The 18,204-nt window shown below is 46.1% G+C and carries 17 protein-coding genes and 1 pseudogene; 6 read left to right on the top strand and 12 right to left on the bottom strand.

Annotated features, from left to right (window positions below):
- Positions 1–25: 25 nt before the first annotated feature.
- The 5 genes from mmsB to MKX36_RS05340 all read right to left on the bottom strand — a co-directional run bounded on the left by mmsB (position 26) and on the right by MKX36_RS05340 (position 4,959).
- Positions 26–1,189 carry a multiple monosaccharide ABC transporter permease gene (mmsB, locus tag MKX36_RS05360; RefSeq protein WP_016821349.1) on the bottom strand — a complete coding sequence of 388 codons (1,164 nt, stop codon included), beginning with the start codon at positions 1,187–1,189 and terminating at the stop codon, positions 26–28.
- Entirely contained in the window at positions 1,173–2,723 is a 1,551-nt protein-coding gene (gene mmsA / locus MKX36_RS05355; RefSeq protein WP_019686346.1) for a multiple monosaccharide ABC transporter ATP-binding protein, read from the bottom strand. The genes mmsB and mmsA overlap by 17 nt, the downstream gene beginning before the upstream one ends.
- A gap of 32 nt (positions 2,724–2,755) precedes the next feature.
- Positions 2,756–3,841 carry a multiple monosaccharide ABC transporter substrate-binding protein gene (gene chvE / locus MKX36_RS05350; protein ID WP_017426385.1) on the bottom strand — a complete coding sequence of 362 codons (1,086 nt, stop codon included), beginning with the start codon at positions 3,839–3,841 and terminating at the stop codon, positions 2,756–2,758.
- A 242-nt stretch (positions 3,842–4,083) separates the two neighbouring features.
- Complete coding sequence (locus tag MKX36_RS05345) at positions 4,084–4,410, bottom strand: nucleoside triphosphate pyrophosphohydrolase (protein ID WP_102998633.1); 327 nt, start codon at positions 4,408–4,410, stop codon at positions 4,084–4,086.
- A 45-nt stretch (positions 4,411–4,455) separates the two neighbouring features.
- Positions 4,456–4,959 (bottom strand): hypothetical protein, encoded by a 504-nt coding sequence (locus tag MKX36_RS05340; protein ID WP_090888229.1) that lies wholly within the window; start codon positions 4,957–4,959, stop codon positions 4,456–4,458.
- A 232-nt stretch (positions 4,960–5,191) separates the two neighbouring features.
- Between MKX36_RS05340 and MKX36_RS05335 the strand changes: the two genes are divergently transcribed.
- The gene (locus MKX36_RS05335) at positions 5,192–5,539 is read left to right on the top strand and encodes a helix-turn-helix domain-containing protein (RefSeq protein ID WP_016821354.1); all 348 of its coding nucleotides are present in this window, start codon (positions 5,192–5,194) and stop codon (positions 5,537–5,539) included.
- 42 nt (positions 5,540–5,581) lie between these two features.
- Here MKX36_RS05335 and hcp read toward each other — a convergent pair whose 3' ends face one another.
- The 4 genes from hcp to MKX36_RS05315 all read right to left on the bottom strand — a co-directional run bounded on the left by hcp (position 5,582) and on the right by MKX36_RS05315 (position 11,312).
- Entirely contained in the window at positions 5,582–6,874 is a 1,293-nt protein-coding gene (gene hcp / locus MKX36_RS05330; RefSeq protein ID WP_017426382.1) for a hydroxylamine reductase, read from the bottom strand.
- Between the two features lie 143 nt (positions 6,875–7,017).
- Positions 7,018–8,319: a response regulator gene (locus MKX36_RS05325; protein WP_151255450.1), complete on the bottom strand. Its 1,302-nt coding sequence runs from the start codon at positions 8,317–8,319 to the stop codon at positions 7,018–7,020.
- Positions 8,270–10,270 carry a cache domain-containing sensor histidine kinase gene (locus MKX36_RS05320; RefSeq protein WP_340864353.1) on the bottom strand — a complete coding sequence of 667 codons (2,001 nt, stop codon included), beginning with the start codon at positions 10,268–10,270 and terminating at the stop codon, positions 8,270–8,272. Before MKX36_RS05320 ends, MKX36_RS05325 begins: the two co-directional genes overlap by 50 nt.
- Positions 10,271–10,304: 34 nt before the next feature.
- The gene (locus MKX36_RS05315) at positions 10,305–11,312 is read right to left on the bottom strand and encodes a substrate-binding domain-containing protein (protein ID WP_017426379.1); all 1,008 of its coding nucleotides are present in this window, start codon (positions 11,310–11,312) and stop codon (positions 10,305–10,307) included.
- Between the two features lie 207 nt (positions 11,313–11,519).
- Between MKX36_RS05315 and MKX36_RS05310 the strand changes: the two genes are divergently transcribed.
- Positions 11,520–12,743, top strand: a complete 1,224-nt coding sequence (locus MKX36_RS05310) for an acyltransferase (protein ID WP_340864352.1) — start codon at positions 11,520–11,522, stop codon at positions 12,741–12,743.
- A gap of 200 nt (positions 12,744–12,943) precedes the next feature.
- Here the strand turns inward: MKX36_RS05310 and MKX36_RS05305 are convergent, their stop codons facing one another.
- A complete protein-coding gene (locus tag MKX36_RS05305; RefSeq protein ID WP_016821360.1) occupies positions 12,944–13,198 on the bottom strand; it encodes an aspartyl-phosphate phosphatase Spo0E family protein in 255 nt (84 codons plus the stop codon).
- A 223-nt stretch (positions 13,199–13,421) separates the two neighbouring features.
- Positions 13,422–14,819 carry a helix-turn-helix domain-containing protein gene (locus MKX36_RS05300; protein ID WP_045244121.1) on the bottom strand — a complete coding sequence of 466 codons (1,398 nt, stop codon included), beginning with the start codon at positions 14,817–14,819 and terminating at the stop codon, positions 13,422–13,424.
- A gap of 201 nt (positions 14,820–15,020) precedes the next feature.
- Here MKX36_RS05300 and MKX36_RS25370 point away from each other — a divergent pair.
- A pseudogene (locus tag MKX36_RS25370) lies at positions 15,021–15,472 on the top strand (AbrB/MazE/SpoVT family DNA-binding domain-containing protein).
- A 184-nt stretch (positions 15,473–15,656) separates the two neighbouring features.
- On the top strand, positions 15,657–16,163 hold the full coding sequence (locus MKX36_RS05290; RefSeq protein ID WP_045244122.1) for a DJ-1/PfpI family protein: 507 nt from the start codon (positions 15,657–15,659) through the stop codon (positions 16,161–16,163).
- A 97-nt stretch (positions 16,164–16,260) separates the two neighbouring features.
- Here the strand turns inward: MKX36_RS05290 and MKX36_RS05285 are convergent, their stop codons facing one another.
- Positions 16,261–16,734: a hypothetical protein gene (locus MKX36_RS05285; protein WP_045244123.1), complete on the bottom strand. Its 474-nt coding sequence runs from the start codon at positions 16,732–16,734 to the stop codon at positions 16,261–16,263.
- Between the two features lie 191 nt (positions 16,735–16,925).
- Here MKX36_RS05285 and MKX36_RS05280 point away from each other — a divergent pair, with 191 nt between their 5' ends.
- Both MKX36_RS05280 and MKX36_RS05275 read left to right on the top strand, forming a co-directional pair.
- Positions 16,926–17,861 carry a hypothetical protein gene (locus tag MKX36_RS05280; RefSeq protein WP_025364196.1) on the top strand — a complete coding sequence of 312 codons (936 nt, stop codon included), beginning with the start codon at positions 16,926–16,928 and terminating at the stop codon, positions 17,859–17,861.
- Positions 17,862–17,936: 75 nt separating this feature from the next.
- On the top strand, positions 17,937–18,173 hold the full coding sequence (locus MKX36_RS05275; RefSeq protein WP_016821365.1) for an NHLP leader peptide family RiPP precursor: 237 nt from the start codon (positions 17,937–17,939) through the stop codon (positions 18,171–18,173).
- Positions 18,174–18,204: the final 31 nt, after the last annotated feature.

The following is an 18,204-nucleotide window of genomic DNA, read 5'->3' as shown; positions in this document are numbered from 1 at the left end:
TTATTTTACAATATTGAATATAAGCTTAGACTGATCTTTTGTTTTTGTTGTAAATATCGAAGGCAACCGCCAGCAGCAGTACCAAGCCCTTGATCCCTTGCTGCCAGTCAATACCGAGACCGATCAGAGACATACCGTTATTCAGTACGCCCATAACCAAGCCACCGATAATGGCTCCAAAAACCGTGCCGATTCCGCCCGACGCCGAAGCTCCACCGATAAAGCAAGCTGCGATGGCATCCAGCTCAAAGTTCGTACCTGCTCTCGGCGTAGCCGCGTTCAGACGTGCAGCAAAGATGAGACCAGAAATGGCAGCCAGTACGCCCATGTTGACAAATACCCAGAATGTTACTTTTTTCGTTTTGACACCAGACAGGCCCGCTGCCTTTTCATTTCCACCCAGCGCATACACATGGCGCCCCATAACCGTGCGGTTCATGACGAAGGAGTATACCACGATCAGGATGAACAGCAGGACGAGAATGTTCGGTATTCCCGCATAGCTCGCAAGCATGAAGGTAAACAGATTAATCACAGCAGCCACCACGATCAATTTGAGTACAAATAACACCTGTGACGGAACCTCAAATCCATATTTAAGCTGAGAGCGGCGTTCGCGAATTTCGTTCACGATAAACCATACCGTAAGTGCAATACCTACAATGATGGATACCAGGTTATAACCGGTAGATGAAAAATCGGGCAGAAAGCCTGAACTGATTTTCTGGAATCCCCCCGGAAAAGGAGAGATTGATTGGCCTTCCAGCACGATCATTGTTAATCCGCGGAAGAGCAGCATACCCGCCAAGGTAACGATAAATGCCGGAATACGTACATAAGCGACCCAGAACCCTTGCCATGCCCCAATTAACGCTCCGACCAGCAAAGCTGCAATCACAGCGACCCACGCTGGAAGCTGCCAATCGACCATCATAATGGCGGCAACCGCACCGACAAAAGCGGCTATGGAGCCGACGGACAAGTCAATATGCCCAGTGATGATAACCAGCACCATCCCGATCGCCAGCACGAGAATGTAGCTATTTTGCAGAATCAGATTGGTAATATTAATCGGCTTCAACAGCAAGCCGCCTGTCAGCACCTCAAACAAAATCATAATGACGACCAGCGCAATCATCATGCCATATTGGCGGATGTTATTTTTAAATAGTTTAGTTATGGTTTCCATGCTTCACGCCTCCTGACTTGGTCATATATCTCATCAACGTTTCCTGCGAAGCGTCCTCACGGCTAACCTCTCCGGTGATCCGCCCGGCATTCATAACATAAATCCGGTCACACAAGCCCAGTACCTCTGGCAGCTCGGACGAAATAACCAGTACCCCCTTGCCTTCAGCGGCAAGACGATGAATAATCGTATAAATTTCGTATTTTGCACCCACATCTATGCCGCGCGTCGGCTCATCCAGAATCAGAATATCCGGTCCGGCAAAAATCCATTTGCTCAGTACTACCTTCTGCTGATTGCCGCCACTCAGATTGCCCGTTTTCTGCAAAATACTTGGCGCTTTGATGTTCATGCTTTTTTTCATTTCCTCTGCAACGACGACTTCCTCCTGCTCATTAACTACAGCGCCCTTTGCCAGCTTGTTCAGACCGGTCAGCGAAATATTGCGCTTGATATCATCCATTAAAATGAGGCCGTACTCCTTGCGATCCTCCGTCACATAGGCAAAGCCGTTGTTAATTGCGTCCGTAACCGTGTTGTTCTGGATCGGCTTGCCGTCCTTAATCAGTTGACCCGAGATGTTGCGCCCGTATGACTTGCCAAAGATACTCATCGCTAGCTCAGTCCGTCCTGCACCCATCAACCCGGCAATACCGACAATCTCACCGCGGCGAATGTTCAAATTCACCTGATCCAGCACCTTGCGGTCCGCATGATGCTCGTGATACACTGTCCAGTCCTTCACTTCCAACACGACTTTGCCAATCTCGGCATGACGCTCTGGATAACGGCTGGTCAAATCGCGTCCAACCATTCCGCTAATGATCCGATCCTCTGTGACCTCATCCTTTTTCATGTCCAGCGTCTCAATCGTCTTCCCATCCCGCAAAATCGTAATCGAATCCGATACCTTTGCGACCTCATTCAGCTTGTGGGAGATCAGAATGCAGGAAATGCCCTGTTTTTTAAATTCCAGCATCAAATTAAGCAGATTTTCACTATCATCCTCATTCAATGCTGCTGTTGGTTCATCCAGAATAAGCAGCTTTACCTTTTTAGAGAGCGCTTTCGCAATTTCGACCAGTTGTTGCTTGCCGACCCCGATGTTCGTAACCAAGGTATTGGGGTTTTCACTCAACCCGACCTTGGACAGCAGCTCGCGTGTCCCCACAAAAGTCTCTTTCCAATCAATCACGCCGCCGCTGGCGCGTTCGTTGCCCAGATAAATATTTTCTGCAATCGAGAGATACGGGATCAATGCCAGTTCCTGATGGATAATGACGATACCCAATTCCTCGCTCTGCTTGATATCCTTGAACTCACACGTTTTGCCTTGGAAAATAATATCCCCCTCGTAGGTTCCATGCGGATATACACCACTCAGTACCTTCATTAGCGTCGATTTGCCCGCACCGTTCTCGCCGCACAGCGAATGAATCTCGCCTTCCTTGACCTTGAGATTCACATTTTCCAATGCCTTTACGCCAGGAAAGGTTTTGGTAATTCCCTTCATTTCCAAGATGATTCCAGTCATGGGTTACGCTCCTTTCGGTTGGATTTTTACTCTTATTTCAGTCCGATTTGCTCTTTGGTGTAATAGTGACTGCCGACAATATCCTTCTCCACATTCGTCCGATCCACCGAGATTGGATCAAGCAGGTACGCAGGAATCACCTTTTTCCCGTTGTTATACGATTTGACATCATTCACTTCCGCTTGCTTGCCCTGTAAAATGCTGTTGGCCATCACGACCGTTTGCTCAGCCAGCTTGCGAGTATCCTTAAATATGGTTTGGGTCTGCTCTCCAGCCACAATGGATTTGATCGAAGCCAGCTCCGCATCCTGTCCGGTAATGATCGGCAGCGGCTTGTTCGCTGATCCATATCCGACCCCTTTCAGGGATGAAATGATACCGATGCTAATCCCGTCATACGGAGAGAGCACCGCATCCAGATTGGCCCCTGAATAGTAGGCACTCAGCAGATTATCCATCCGCGACTGTGCCAAAGCTCCATCCCATCGCAGTGTAGCGATCTGCGCCATCGTCATCTGCTTGCTGCGCACGACCAGCTTACCGGAATCAATGTATGGCTTAAGTACGGACATCGCACCATTAAAGAAGAAGTATGCATTATTGTCATCCGGCGATCCGCCGAACAGCTCGATATTGAAAGGGCCCTTGCCATCTTTGAGACCCAGCTTTTTCTCAATATATGCCGCCTGTAATACGCCCACCTTGAAGTTATCAAAGGTCGCATAATACGTCAGATACGGTGTGTTGCGAATCAGACGGTCGTAAGAAATGACCTGAATCCCTCGGTCGTGTGCCTTCTGAATTACATCCGTCAGCGTGTTTCCATCGACCGAAGCAATGACCATAACATTGACGCCCTTAGTGATCATGTTTTCGATTTGGGAAATTTGATTTTCCACCACGTCCTCGGCATACTGTAAATCCGTTTTATAGCCTTGCTCCTGAAACAACCGAACCATATTCTCCCCGTCTCCTACCCAACGCTCAGACGATTTGGTCGGCATGGAAATACCCACATAGCCTTTTTCCTTGCTGCCCGTTCCACTCTCCGCCAGATTGCAGGCCGAAAGCATCAGGGCCAAAACCAGAAGCCATACAACAACAGCTCCCTTTTTCATATGAAGTTCCCCTTTCCTCATGTGATGCAAGTCATTTGAAGGTAAGGATTTTGCAAAATCCTCAGGTCATTGCTGATTAGATCAGTAATAGATAGCGCTTACATAAGTGAGACGATGAGCACCTCTCTTTTTTTATGTGCAAACACATGGTATCATTCCAGGCCGGGGAAGGTCTTTGCAGGTTTTGAACCTTTTTTATAAAATTTTAACCTTTGTGGTGGGGGAGGTATTACTTAATGACGTTAAGCTTCGTCGACATCAATTAAGAACACCCGCTCCTGGAATCCTCCCCGGGCCTCGGCTTTGTCCGCCCGCAGCTTGTCCAGCTCGGGTACATTCGCTCCATGTACTTCTGCCAGCGCTCGGATGACTTCGAGCATATCCGCTAGTTCTTCCAGCGCATCCTGATCTTTGTCCGCTGCAAAATATTCCTCAGTCTCTTCACGAAGCTTCGTTCGCAGTTCCTGCTTATACTCCTCTGGGTCCAAAATTCGTGTCCGACATTCCTTCCCCTGAGACATAATGATATGCGGGATCCGATCCCGCACCAGCTTGTTGTATGTAGGCATTTCAAATAACACCCTTTCTGATATGAAGTTTAAAAATTAAACAATTTAATTGAACGGGTTTTCTTTAAAAATAGACGGATACCGCTTAGACGGATCAGCTACGATCCGTTGTGACAGAGACTCTAGAATAGAGTCTGTTTTATACAGCAACATATCTACTTCCTCCAGCTTCATCGTCTCCCTGGATGCTTCTTCCTCTCCGGAGACCAGATAATGCATGGTACCCATAAACAGCACCATATCTAAACACGGCTCAGCATCCGAGCGAATTAGTCTAAGCAGATCGTTCATGGATAGACTAATGGATAAAGGCATGATTTGATTTCGATGCACATAAATGGCCTTTGCCATAGAAAACATGGCGCGATCACAAAGAATGAGGCAGTTTAGCCATTGATTATGATCACGCATCATCTGGGCAAGCTGCATTTGGTATTGGGCAAGCTTTTGAAAATCCATCATGCAATTCAATATGTGGGTGTCGCTGTACTTCGGCAATTTGAAATCGGAATCACTATGTAGTTGGGGACTTAAGGAGTAGTGTTTCATGAGGAATCAACTCCTGAATTTAAATTCATAAATAAGGGTTTTGCAAAATCCTGAAACAAATGTGAGCAACGTAGCATATCATTAGACCACTAAAATGTATAATTTTCTAGCTATCGGACAAGCTTCATAATGAATATTACTATATAGTAGTTTTTAATTCAATTTACTTACTAACGCATATTAATTAGATGTAACTCTTTCTCTACACTTCTAACTATAGAGAGGTGTATTCATGTCAGAACTATTAGAATTAGTCGGTACACGTATTCGAGATATTCGAAAGTCTAAAGGGCTTTCCCAAGAAGCTTTAGCCGAAAAAGCAGGTTTCAATTCGAGTTATATTGGTTTCATCGAGCGTGCGGAGAGAAATATATCTTTGAAAAATCTGGAGAAAATAGCGAAGGCATTGAACGTGGGCGTCTATCAATTGCTTACATATGTGAAGGAAAATGATGAGCTTACCGAAGAAGATTCGAGTATAAAAGCCATTTTGTCTCTCCTAAGAACTCGTGAAACCAAAGATACTGAGCTGGCCTTAAAGATTCTTACGGATATATTTATTAGAATGGATGAACGATGAACAAAAAAAAGGAACTGCACTCTGCAGTTCCCCACCTACCTCTTACGACAACGCCAGCATCGCTTTCATATCTTCCTCTGCGGTCGTAATTAGCTTCAAGCCAAACATCTCCACCAGTACATCCAGTACACCAGAAGAAATAAACTCAGGCGGCTTTGGCCCAATGCGAATATCCTGGATGCCAAGGCTGAACAAGCCTAGCAGGATGGCAACTGCTTTTTGCTCAAACCAGGACAGCACAATGCTGACAGGCAGCTCATTCACCGTACAACCAAAAGCATCCGCTAAAGCCAGAGCGATTTTCACAGTAGAACCGGAATTGTTGCATTGCCCCAAATCAATATAACGTGGAATGCCAGTATCTCCAACAGTGCCGTAGTCCACATCATTAAAGCGGAATTTACCACAGGACGTGGTCAAAATGACCGTGTCATTCGGCAAGGATGTCGCCAGCTCGCGGTAATAGTTGCCGCCTTTGCCTGGTGCGTCACAGCCCGCGATGACGAAGAAACGGCGGATATGTCCGTCTTTGACGGCCTGAATGATCTCAGGTGCCAGCCCGATGACCGTCTCATGATGGTATCCTGTCGTAAGCACCTGTTCCGAGTCTACATCTGCGGCTGGCAGGGCCAACGCGCGTTCAATCAGTGGAGAGAAATCGTCGTTCACAATTTTGGCTACACCTTCCAGCCCTGCTACTTCATAAGAGAAGAAGCGGTCTGCATATGTGCCTTTAATCGGCATAACACAGTTGGTCGTGGCAAGGATCGCGCCAGGGAATTCCTCGAACAATCTGCGTTGATCATACCAGGCCTTGCCGATATTGCCCTTCAGATGTGCATATTTCTTCAATGCCGGATAACCGTGGGCAGGCAGCATTTCCGAGTGGGTGTAGATGTTGATGCCCTTTCCTTCGGTCTGCCGCAGTAATTCCTCCAGCGCGTACAAATTATGTCCGGTCACGACGATACATTGACCTTCGATTTTATTTTGGCTGACGGTAATCGGCTGTGGAATGCCAAAACGATCCGTATGGGCACGATCCAGCACATCCATGATCCGTACAGCTGCATTTCCGACCTTCATTGCCATCTCCAAATGCTCTTGTACATTAAAATTAGAATTGGTTAAGGTCATATATAACGCTTCATGCGTGATCCGATCCACCTCAGGATCGGTATATCCCAACTGACGTGCATGTGTGGCATAGGCAGCAATCCCTTTTAATGCAAAAATCATTGTATCCTGCAAGCTCGCTACTGTCTCATTTTTTCCGCACACCCCAATGACTTTACACCCGCCACTCGGCGTCTGTTCACACTGATAACAAAACATATCGTTTTCCTCCAAATATTGATAGATATTTGTTCGTTATCTACAGCGTAACAAACCCCTGAACGTGCGGGTGTGATTACACACACACTTTTTAGCACAGATTATCATGAGAGGGCGCAAGGCAATTCCGCAATCCAACATTCCTATTCCGACGAATTTTCCTGAATTCCCCCGCCCTTACGGTACTGCACAGGAGACACGCCCATGGCTTTTTTAAAAGCAGTGCTAAAATAGTGCTGACTATCGTATCCCGTACGTTCTGCTATATCAAGCACAGACAATGTCGTAGAGTCCAGTAGCTGCACTGCTTTGCGGATACGGGCACGCGTGACGAGGGTCACGAAGCTGTCGTTGAGCTCCTTTTTGAGCACACGGCTGAGATATACAGCCGATACCTGTAGCCGCGAGGCAAGAGCTTCCAGCGTCAGCTCGCGATCGGCATAACCTTCCTGAATAAGCTGCCGTGCCCGGCGTACGATGGGAGATAGCTGCGCTTCACCGTACACCCGATCCCGGCTCACCCGGTACGCATTGATTGCGCCTTCCAGCCCACCCGTGTTGGACTCCACATGGGTGTGAACCGCTATATTCAGGTAGCGTCCAATGGCCTGCTCTATAGAAGCGCCGATCGTCTCGGGTGCCTCCTGCCACAGGCATATGCCGATCAGCCCGTTCGCATCGCGAAACAACACATGCGATCGGTCCTCCAGCAGTTCGCCAATAATATTTTCAGCGGCGAAAAGAAACAACTGGCGGTCATTCTCACGCATAATCGTCTGCCGTGCTTCTGCTGCAGGCCACCGTACCGCGCCGATTTGTACAGGCGGCCGGGATGGAAGACGTAAAAACGCCAACTGCTCCATGACGTCTTTTCCCGTGTGCTGTCCTTCCAGCCATTCCAGGCAAAACCGCTGACGCAGCAGCGGAATATTCCGTTCAATCTGCCCGGCAGCTTGTTCTACATAGGCGGCGCGTTTGTGCTCCTCGTCCAGTCGCTGACGAAGCCGTGACAATGCAGCGTGAAGCTGATCCGCATTTACCGGCTTCAGAATATAATCTTCTACGCCAAGCCGTACAGCTTCCTGTGCATAAGCAAATTCATCATGCCCGGAAATGATCAGGCAACGGCACTCCGAGCGTCCTTCCCGCAGCCGCCGAATCAGTTCAATTCCATCCATGAATGGCATATTCATATCGACCAGCACGATGTCGATGCTAAGCTGACCAATCAGTTCCAGCGCTTCTTCACCGTCCTCTGCCTCTGCTACAACCTCCATGCCCAGAGCCGTCCAGTCTAGGCAGTCCCGAATCCCCTCACGGATGATCGGCTCATCATCTGCGATCAATACTTGATAACGTTTAGCCGTCCCTATCGTCACTTCTGGTATGGCTTGGTCAATCAGACTCGCCGTTGTCGCGTTGTCTGTTCCCTTGGATTTCGTCATCCTGACCCTCTCCTTTGTCATAAGGCTTCTTCAGTTGCGCCATATCCAGCAGCAACGGATGAGTGATTGTAACGCAGGTACCTGTCCCTTCCTTACTGTCCAATGTAATTCCATATTCCTCGCCAAAAGACAATCGGATACGCGCTTGTACATTCAGCATGCCGTAGCTTCTGCCATTTGTACGAACTTCCTTTTGTTTCCGTTTTCCTTCCATCGCCTCCAGCGGTATTTCCAGCCATTCACGCAGCTCACGCAGACGCTCTGCCGTCATCCCTGCACCGTCGTCACGTACCGTCAGCAGCAGCTTGCCGTCCTCGGCTTTAGCTTCTACGCAAATCGTGCCTGGACCACGTCTGGCCTTAATGCCGTGGTAAATCGCATTTTCCACCACAGGCTGAAGCATAAGCTTCAACACAAACAGATCCTTTAGCCCGTCGGGTACATTTAATTCCCAGCGAAGTCGGTCACGATAACGGGTTTGCTGGATTTGCATATAGCTTGAGATATGCTCAATCTCAGAGCGCAGCGGAATAAAGTCATCCCCTTTGCTCAGTCCAAGGCGGAACAATCTCGATAACGCCCCCACCATATCGGATACGTCGTCTGCTCCATTTTTTCGGGCCATCCAATGAATGGTATCTAGCGTATTGTATAGAAAATGCGGCTTAATATGCTCTTGAAGACTGCGTAGTTCGGCATCCCGTTTTTGTCGTTCCCTCAGTTCGCTAAGCGACATGAGACGGCGGATTTGCTCCAGCATCCGGTTAAAGCTCCGGCCCAGCATTCCGATTTCATCCCCGCGCTCACTCCATTGGCGAACCGTAAGATCCCCCGTCTCTGCCGTACGCATATAAGACATAAGCCGGAAAATTGGCTGCGCGATAGAGCTGGACAATCGCAAGGATGCCGTTAAGCCAAACAGACATACAATGAAAACAAAACAGACAACGTAGAACTGAATTTGCCGCACTTCCAGTGTAGATTCGCGTGCCGGGAATACTCCCACGGTTCTCCAGCCCGTGAACTCGGAAGCCTGGAACATGAACAGCAATTCCCTGCCTCCGGCTTCACGGGTAAACATCCCGCTATCCTCTGGCCCGAACCATTGCGACGGAATGCGCTCAATCAAAGGCATATCTGGCATATATACACTGCGTCCCTTGGCATCTGTCACCATGACATACCCGCTTTTGCCCAAGGTTACATCTCTGGCAGCTTGCGACACAGCCCGCAGCTTAAGATCAATCATAATTACACCCAGTACATGTCCTGTCTCCGAATCCGTGACCGAACGGACGACAGAGACAATTTCACTGTCCTTGTACCGGACATGAGTGGTCACATTACGGTGACTTGGCTGTCCCAGCACAGTGAATATCCCTGCATGCTGCGCCGCCTGTGTGTACCAGTCTTCTTCCGTCAGACTGCGTGTGCTTCGAGCATACATTTCATTGCTGATATAATCTCCTTTTTCGTTCACGATCAGAATCCCGGCAATTTCAGGATATAAAGTGGTAAAGCCCTGCAAAAATTGCTTCATTTCATACAAGGTATCCTGCTCCTGTACGGAACTTACAACCTGCTTAGAGCCGGGAGCCTGGTTAAGGAGAGGTTTCTTGGCTCGCTCCCCCTGATTTCCCGGCATTACACTACTCGTATGACCCGCGTGACCATCAGCCAGCGTCCGCCCTTTCCAAAACTCCCCAATTTCAGGATTAAACGCAATCAGATACGTCATGTTCTGTAAATTTTCCATTTTGGTATCCAGTGCTTCGTTCACCTTGCCAATTAACTGCATCGTATGGTTTTCCACCTGCCGCTCAATAATCCGTTCCACCGTCCAATTCACCAGCAGGCCTAGTCCCAGTGAAGGCACGATGCCAAACAGCAGGAACAGCACCATGAGCTGATAGCGTAAAGGCATATTGCGCAAGCGTAACCTCGGCATCATTTGATGCATCCCTAAGTGGATGCGCTTCCAATATTTATTTTGCATAGTAATCATCTACATTCGCTCGGGTGACGACGGAAATCCCAGTATCCACCCGCACGGGCAGCGGGGTGTTATCTCCAGACGAAGAAGGTGCAGGAATCGTCAAATGATGATGCAGATGGAACAGATATTGAAGTGACCAATAGCCCATATTCCATGTCCCTTGGGCAATCGTTGCCGAGATGGTCCCATCACGAATCATATCCAGTGTCGCTTTATTCGTATCAAAAGAAATAATTTTTAGCGGATGACTGCCTTTTTGGCTCAGTGCCGCCTCACCCACACCTGTTCCTCCGGTGGCTTCGGTCACAAAAATACCCGCCAGTTTCGGATAAGCCTTCATCAACCTTAGCGATTCATCCCTGGACACCATCACGTCAGCACGACCATCTACCACTTCCACCACCTTCATGGCAGGATACTGCCGCTGAATGGTATCGCGAAAGCCGCGCGAGCGTTCCTCATGATTTTGCTGCCCCGGCAGTGTCAGAACAGCGACTTGGCCTTCACGTCCCAACAGCTCAGCCATTTTTTCCGCAGCGGTCACGCCCGCCTTATAATTATCCGTACCCAAAAATGTATACGCCCGGCTCCCCGGCGCTCCAGCGTCAAACAGCACGACAGGAATGTCCGCATCCAGCGCCTTGTTAATGACCGGGATCAGGGAGTGTGGATCAATCGCTGATATGGCAATTCCTGCGGGTTTACGGGCAATCGCCTGCTCAATGATGGTCATCTGCTCCTGTGCATCATACCGGGTCGCCCCCCGGTACTCCACCGTTACCCCCAAGGCATCCCCAGCATCCTCGAAGCCTTTGAGCCCGCTTTTCCAATATTCCAAACCGGACTGGAACGTAATCATCATATACGTTTCTCCGATGCTGCCTCGCAGCCCTTTTTCCTCCCAAGCTCCATTCAACCGCTCGGATTGTTCATATCTGAACACATAGAGAGCAAAGGCCGCAATCAACAGCATGTACACCAGCAGCGTTTTCTTCATCCTTCCTCTCCTCTTCCTATGCGTATCCTTAAATTTAAATTTGCTTTGTTTTTATTTAGATTGTAAACGCAATCATATTAAATTGGAACCACTTCACTCTCCATACTTTCAGGTAGCGTTAATCCTGCACTAATGTTCCTACGATACAATACCTACAATTGTGCTAGGAAAAACATGTGCGAATCTTGAGGAAAAGGAGTGATATGGATGAGCAAGCCGCGTATCGCGGAGTGGACAGAACTACGGGGTCTTGCCTACCTCGCTGTCGTGCTTCAGCATTGCATTGGCGAATATATTTATCGCAGCGACATCCAACAGCCGGATTCCGTTATGCTCGCGATGCTGTACCATTTGACACGTTTTGGCACACCGACGTTCGTTTTCCTGTCTGCGGCGCTGTTATTTTATAATGGTAACAAACCGATTGGCTATTCCCGTTATATTGGCAGACGGTTTCGAGATATTTATGTTCCTTTTCTCTGCTGGACGGTTGTTTATTGGGTATGTACTCAGAACTGGTCAACCGCGCAGTGGGGAAATTTATCCTTTTACAAAGGTATGTTCGAGGAAATGATCATCCCTGTCAGCGGATATCATCTATGGTTTGTGGTCATGATCTTTCAGTTTTATATTTGGTTTCCTTTATTTGCAAAAGCAACCGAACGGATTCGGACGTTTCTACGTCGTTTTAGCACCAAAAAGCGCAAGCAGCTTGTTTTGGCTGTTATGCTGATTGCTGCTGCGGCTTATGCGTTGCTGTTACAATGGTCCTACTATGACATGTCTGCATGGAGCGCTTGGTTGCCGTCCTTTGGGCAGACTTTGTTAGATTACCGCACTTATAACTTTGTTATGTATTTTTTCTATTTTATGCTGGGCGCAGTGTGCGCCTATATGACGGACACCTGGCGGGGATTGGCCCAGCAGACGTTGCCATGGAATGTATTTGTTTTTATTGGTCTGTTCATGCTCATGGGTCATACGATGCTGATCCAGTCGGGCGATACGATCAATCTCAATATTTCTACCTATCTGAAGCCAAGCACCTTCGTACTGATTGTCTCGCAGTTGCTTTTGTTGTACGGGCTGCTGCTTCATTTGCAAAAAGACCAACGGTCCGAGCCGTTTCGCCGTATGCTAAACTGGATTGGACGCTATTCCTTCGGAGGGTATCTGGTCCATGCACTCGTGCTGTCCTTCATATCCTATTACACCCGTCCGCTTGCCCTGGGGGATCATCATTTTACAGCTACGCTCATTACGTTTGTCGTCGTGGCAAGTGCTTCTCTCGGTATCAGCTGGCTCTTTGCCCATCTGCCTGGCGGCAACTGGATTGTTGGCTCCAAAGGCAGACAGCGATTGAACTGGCGGCTTCATTTTCAGTTCCTTTCCTCCAAACGTGCTTCCAAAAGCACGCAGGAGCTTGGCTAATCTTCTGTCCCAGCGTTTCAGCATAGGGATTCAAATACCGTCAAAGGCTTTTGCAGGGCTCACGTATTGAGCTCTGCTTTTTTGCTGTCTAAGTGTGATGAATCATGTTCCAAACTGATTAACATTTTATGACATGGATATGTATTTTATTTTAAAATAAGTCATTATATTGAATAATTATAAGCATTACGTGGGAGAAATCACAGTTTTGCATAATAGGAATGGGGGGATGAACTCAGCATACCATCGTCGTTGTTAAGGATCTGGTCCAAAACTTGGTGAGGCTGCTTCCTGGTCTGAAACATACGGTTGAACTGATTAATCAGTTCATCCAAAAGCATAGACTGCTCCAGTACACAGGCATGTCCTAGGCCATACTCTGCGTAAAGATCATGCATGTGTTGTCTGGCATGTTCCATTTGTTGAATTAACGTTACCTTTTCATCCTTGTTCATCCTACATACCTCCTCTGAATTTCATTTTAAGAAGGGATGTACAAATAGGCCAAGATCAATTTTGAAGCAAAAAATTACAAAATAATACAAAAAGAGACCAGCAATAAGCTGGCCAATAAAATGAATTAGTACTCGTCAAGATCCACCAATGTGTCCTTGAACTTGGATCGTGCCATGGCTTAAATTTGCAGTTTGAGCTGGTACTGTGAATACCAGTAAGAAACTAGTTACCGCCAAGCAAAAAGCCATCTTTTTGATCATTTTTCTCCCACACCTCCTCATAAATAGAATGGAACTGAGCTTGTGTTTTAGGTGCCGCATTTGTTTTGAAATGAAGAAATAATCCAAAACAATTGGCAATGAGTAATACATGGTTAATTGTAACAGCTTTTTCAAAGGCGATTAATAAACATTTGAAACCATATGTATATCTGCCTTTATTTAGGCTGTACTTGGCTATCTTGTACCAAAACCTTACGTATTCTTCTGTTAACACTTGTTGTGTGTACATGTCAGAAGAAGGTGACTCCTGATACGCTGCAATTTGCGATTCAAACCGTCGGAGAATATGATCTACATCTACATTATAGCGATTAGCCACTTCAAGGACATTCAATAGCTCGGCTAAAATCTCTTTTTCGGCAGCTATATGTTCTACGTAATCTGGCAGAACACTAATATCACCAGACATAAGCCTGTTAACATAAGTATTAATTTTCGCCCACTGTTGATACTTGCGTTTCCAATAAAGCGTATCAGAGTCCTGCTCTTTTACCCAATTTAAATCAGCATAACCACGAATATGCTCTAATGCTTGGTCATGGTTGCCTTTGGCATCACAAGCGTTAGCACACAACAATTCGGCATAAACTATGTATACAAACAATGGTCTGCTTAGCTTTTTTCGTGGCTCTGTTCCTTTTCGCTTGGAATTGTGAACCAGATGATATTGGAGTTGTCCTAACTGACCCATTTGATGTGCGAATTCATACACCTTATCCCACATGCTTAATGATCTATAGACATTCGCCAAATCTTTTAAAGCATCCAGTTGCTCTATCTCATCTAAGCGATCCACAAAAGGGGCGAATTCAATAGCAGCCTGAAGGTTTACTGCCCGATCCTGTCCGACTTTGATTTGGAACAAGCGATACTGGCAGATTGCCAATCGTTCTGAATGCTGTTGCTTCTCGCTCTCAGCTACCTTTTTGTACAGGTATGCGGCTGCTTCGCTGTAACCGTCTTGGTATACATTTTCGGCGACTTCAAAGAGCGATGGCAGATAATTAGGGTTATCCAATAATAGAATGACAACTCGCTGCAAGCAGTCCAATCGCCCTAGCTCAATGCATCGGTACAGGAACGGGCTGATTTTTTTCCAGTTGAGCGGACATTCTTCAATGCATTCTTCAATATAGCGTTCGTAAAAATAATCCGGTGGTAAATTCATTCCCGCAGTAATACTATCCAGTTGGTGAACCGACATAGATCGATTGCCCGTCACAATACCACTAACTGTACCTACATTCAAATCGATCGTGTGACCAAACTCGGTCATGGTTAAGCTTTTGCGTTTTAGATAGGTTTGAACTTCTGCCTGTATCGTAGGTGTGATTTCCATGGATAAACCACCCTTTCAGCATCTTCATAGATTCCCATTTCAATAATTCATATAGTTTTGAAACTAATAGTATACTTATTGTTTTTCATTCATGATAATACCATCTTTTGGAACATCGATAAATACTTTTATTTTATAGATTTTTATTTTTTTATTAGGAGATTATTGGTTGATAGATTATTATGATAAGGAGAAGGTCACTTGAAAAATACAGGTATGACACGTCCCTTGGACACGTTAGGCCGGATTGTTATTCCTAAGGAATTGCGAAACTCTATGGGAATTCAAGCTGGCGAGTCTTTGGAATTTTACTTGGATGTTGAAACAGGATTGTTAAGTATGCGGAAATATATCGGCGTTTGCTGCCATTTATGCTATTCGGTTCAGGATTTAAGCTATTTCAGAGATTCATTTTTATGTAAAAAATGCATACACGATTTGAAAGGAAACAGCGTCATTTGATCGTCATCACAACTTTGGTTGAACATCTAAGAAGCCTCATTCGTGAGCATCCCACAGCCAAGCAAGGCGAATATGCTGAATGGATTGGCGTGTCACATAGCCGTATTTCCCAGCTTAAAAGCTATTGTAGGTTTCACTTCACTCGCATCCGAGCAAAACTCAATAACCAGTCGCTGTTAATTTCAAGGTGACTGGTTATTTTTTTAATTTGAATCCATACTGACCAAAATTCAACAAGTTAGATTACCAAAACTTATTGATATTGCTGTAAAATATGGATTTAAACTCTTCAAGATGATATATTCTGACTATATGTAATCTTCCTAAAGACGCTTTTAACGGACTTAAACTAAAAAATTGTTAGTGGGTGTATAAATGAAGTCACATGTTCTAATTTATGATGGTTATGTTAGTTTTGAAATTATGCTGGCAACCTATTTTATGAAAACAAAAGGGGATATTGTTACAATTGGAGTATCCAAAGATCCTGTCATTTCCTATGAGGATTTTAAAGTTACGCCTGCGGTAGCCCTTGATGAAGTGTCTGCGGAGGACATTCAACTCCTCATTATACCTGGTGGAGATAACACTCAATTAAAGACAAACAAACAACTTCTAGCTCTCATTCATACCCTAAATAATGATCATAAAGTGATTGCAACCATTTGTTCTGCCACTGAACTATTGGAGCTAGCAGGTGTTTCCCCTAGGAATCATGTGAGTCATCCATCGGGTCTGGAGATACACAAGAATATCATATCTGCTAAACCCAATAAGTATGTAGATTTTGCAATCGAAATAGGCAAGATCATGAACATTTATACGGATGATGAAGATTTTAAAGAAACCATTGATTTTTTTAAGCTTTTTAAAGATAGCTGACTCTCCTCACAACAGTCACTTTATGAAGGAAGTTGAAATATAAGGATAGGATGGGTTCTCCCCATCCTTTTTTGTCGTAAAACGATTCTACTTCAGACTAACGCTTCAATTGAGCCTCATTCGAAGTCCCGGACTTACGATCGAAGGTAATCGGACCTTTACGATTTACAAGCCGCTTCAAATCCACGGTCATTTCATTCTTCAATTTATCGATGAGTTGATCCTCTTGAATGCCTTTGCTTTTAGCTACCTCAGCCAACGATTTCCCTTGTCCCAGTTCTTTCTCTAACTGGACAGGGGTGATACCCAGCAGCCTAGCTACTTTCTCGTTAAGATGGTGATTCAAGCCGCCCGGCCTTTTGCCGTGTCTATGTCTATGCACATGTCCGTGCCCGTGGTCATCCTGTGGATCAACATTCCACTGGTGGGCTTCTCCTTGGACAGAATCGTTGGGAGTGAGAGCTTGCAACGGATTACCCGATTCAATACCAGATGCTCCTGCACTCGCAGTACCATACATCATCACTCCTCCATATAGGATAGCAGCGGTCAATTTCCATTGTTTTTTCATGTTGTGGCCCCTCCTTTCATCCTTTTTCATCTATATTTTCTCTTTCAGCTTTTTTTATTCATTTTATATGTTTTTCACAACATTCCTTATTTAAAAATAACAAATTCTTGAAAATTGCATTCTGTTGTACAATGGCGGGTAACAACTAGAAGTCGCTACAAAAACATTTATAAGAGATGCGGGTGATGGCCATGGAGTGGTATTTTGCATACAAAGAAGAATTGGAAAAGGTATTTCGTCAAGCGGAGGAACGGACGGCCACATTTCCGGCTCCCTTTCAGCAAGAGGGGTTAGACTACCTGGCACGGTTTAATCCGTTGCGTGAAGACAGTACTCGTAATTACATATGCTATTTGCTTCCATTTTGGCTGCAGGAACTCACCGGACTACCTCCCGAAACATGTCGCAAGCTGTCACTCGGCAACGTGTTCGTCATGGCTCATTATTTAATCCAAGACGACGTGATGGACACAGCAGCAGACAACCGTAAAACGCAACTTGCCTTAAGCCAGCTTTTCTATACCGAGTGCCAAAACATTTATCAGGAGCTTTTTCCGGCAACCTCTCCTTTTTGGACATATGCCCGGACGTATGTGGACGAATGGGCCGTTAGTGTGGTATCCGAAGGAGCAGCAGACTATTTTCAAGGTGACAGAAATAAGGTCGCACTGAAAGCCAGTCCATTAAAAATGGCCGGAACGGGTGCTCTACTGCTCGCAGACCATGCTGACCTGATCGAGATCGTTACAGCGATGACGGATTTGACCCTGCTCGTGCTCCAAATGTCGGATGATTGGGCAGATTGGGCAGAGGATTTGATGGAGCATAGCTATAACTGCCTATTGTCCCATATTAGCGCCGAACGGAAGAAGCCGTACTGTGAAGGACTAGGACCACAAGAAATTCAGGAAGCGATTTATGTCCGAGGCGCACTCGCTAGCTATGTGAATATTGCGAATCAAGCCGTTCAGGAGCTAGAGACGATGGAGCCTACTATCCACGGCCTGCATAGGTTCGCACATTCCATTGCAGCAGAACTCAGCGAAGAGGCAGCAGAAATTGAAGGCGGACGATCACATTTGCGAAGAGGCGGGCTTGATTATTGGCTCTCCAAAAATATGAAGTAATGCTAGATTTTTCTGAGTCTTACGTGGTATACTGACTAGGTAAATATAACCAATCGAATGAGAGGGTGATTTTTGATGGCTACTGAAGTTCTTCAAACACAAGTCATTCAAAAAGCTTGGGAGGATGCCAGTTTCAGAGAAAAACTGATGGCAGATCCCAAATCTGCAATTCGTGATGTGTTAGGAGTCGTGATCCCCGATCATATCCAAATCAAAACGGTAGAGGAAACGTCTGACCAGTTCTATCTAGTAATCCCTCCAAACCCTTCAGGTGTGCTTGCTACATCCCAGAAGCCTCGCTCGATGTGGTAGATTGGCACTTGTAGCTTATTTAATCTATACT

It is taken from the genome of Paenibacillus sp. FSL W8-0439 (assembly GCF_038008995.1).
Lineage (GTDB): Bacteria > Bacillota > Bacilli > Paenibacillales > Paenibacillaceae > Paenibacillus > Paenibacillus polymyxa.
The sequence above is the reverse complement of the archived record's forward strand: the minus strand, read 5'-3'. Positions and strand labels throughout refer to the sequence as shown.

Coding starts and splice junctions, on each gene's coding strand:
- MKX36_RS05275 (WP_016821365.1), top strand. CDS start 17,937: ATGGCTACTGAAGTTCTTCAAACACAAGTCATTCAAAAAGCTTGGGAG.
- mmsA (WP_019686346.1), bottom strand. CDS start 2,723: ATGACTGGAATCATCTTGGAAATGAAGGGAATTACCAAAACCTTTCCT.
- MKX36_RS05345 (WP_102998633.1), bottom strand. CDS start 4,410: ATGCCTACATACAACAAGCTGGTGCGGGATCGGATCCCGCATATCATT.
- MKX36_RS05340 (WP_090888229.1), bottom strand. CDS start 4,959: ATGAAACACTACTCCTTAAGTCCCCAACTACATAGTGATTCCGATTTC.
- MKX36_RS05300 (WP_045244121.1), bottom strand. CDS start 14,819: ATGGAAATCACACCTACGATACAGGCAGAAGTTCAAACCTATCTAAAA.
- hcp (WP_017426382.1), bottom strand. CDS start 6,874: ATGTTTTGTTATCAGTGTGAACAGACGCCGAGTGGCGGGTGTAAAGTC.
- MKX36_RS05285 (WP_045244123.1), bottom strand. CDS start 16,734: ATGAAAAAACAATGGAAATTGACCGCTGCTATCCTATATGGAGGAGTG.
- MKX36_RS05280 (WP_025364196.1), top strand. CDS start 16,926: ATGGAGTGGTATTTTGCATACAAAGAAGAATTGGAAAAGGTATTTCGT.
- chvE (WP_017426385.1), bottom strand. CDS start 3,841: ATGAAAAAGGGAGCTGTTGTTGTATGGCTTCTGGTTTTGGCCCTGATG.
- MKX36_RS05325 (WP_151255450.1), bottom strand. CDS start 8,319: ATGACGAAATCCAAGGGAACAGACAACGCGACAACGGCGAGTCTGATT.
- MKX36_RS05290 (WP_045244122.1), top strand. CDS start 15,657: ATGAAGTCACATGTTCTAATTTATGATGGTTATGTTAGTTTTGAAATT.
- mmsB (WP_016821349.1), bottom strand. CDS start 1,189: ATGGAAACCATAACTAAACTATTTAAAAATAACATCCGCCAATATGGC.
- MKX36_RS05305 (WP_016821360.1), bottom strand. CDS start 13,198: ATGAACAAGGATGAAAAGGTAACGTTAATTCAACAAATGGAACATGCC.
- MKX36_RS05320 (WP_340864353.1), bottom strand. CDS start 10,270: ATGATGCCGAGGTTACGCTTGCGCAATATGCCTTTACGCTATCAGCTC.
- MKX36_RS05335 (WP_016821354.1), top strand. CDS start 5,192: ATGTCAGAACTATTAGAATTAGTCGGTACACGTATTCGAGATATTCGA.
- MKX36_RS05310 (WP_340864352.1), top strand. CDS start 11,520: ATGAGCAAGCCGCGTATCGCGGAGTGGACAGAACTACGGGGTCTTGCC.
- MKX36_RS05315 (WP_017426379.1), bottom strand. CDS start 11,312: ATGAAGAAAACGCTGCTGGTGTACATGCTGTTGATTGCGGCCTTTGCT.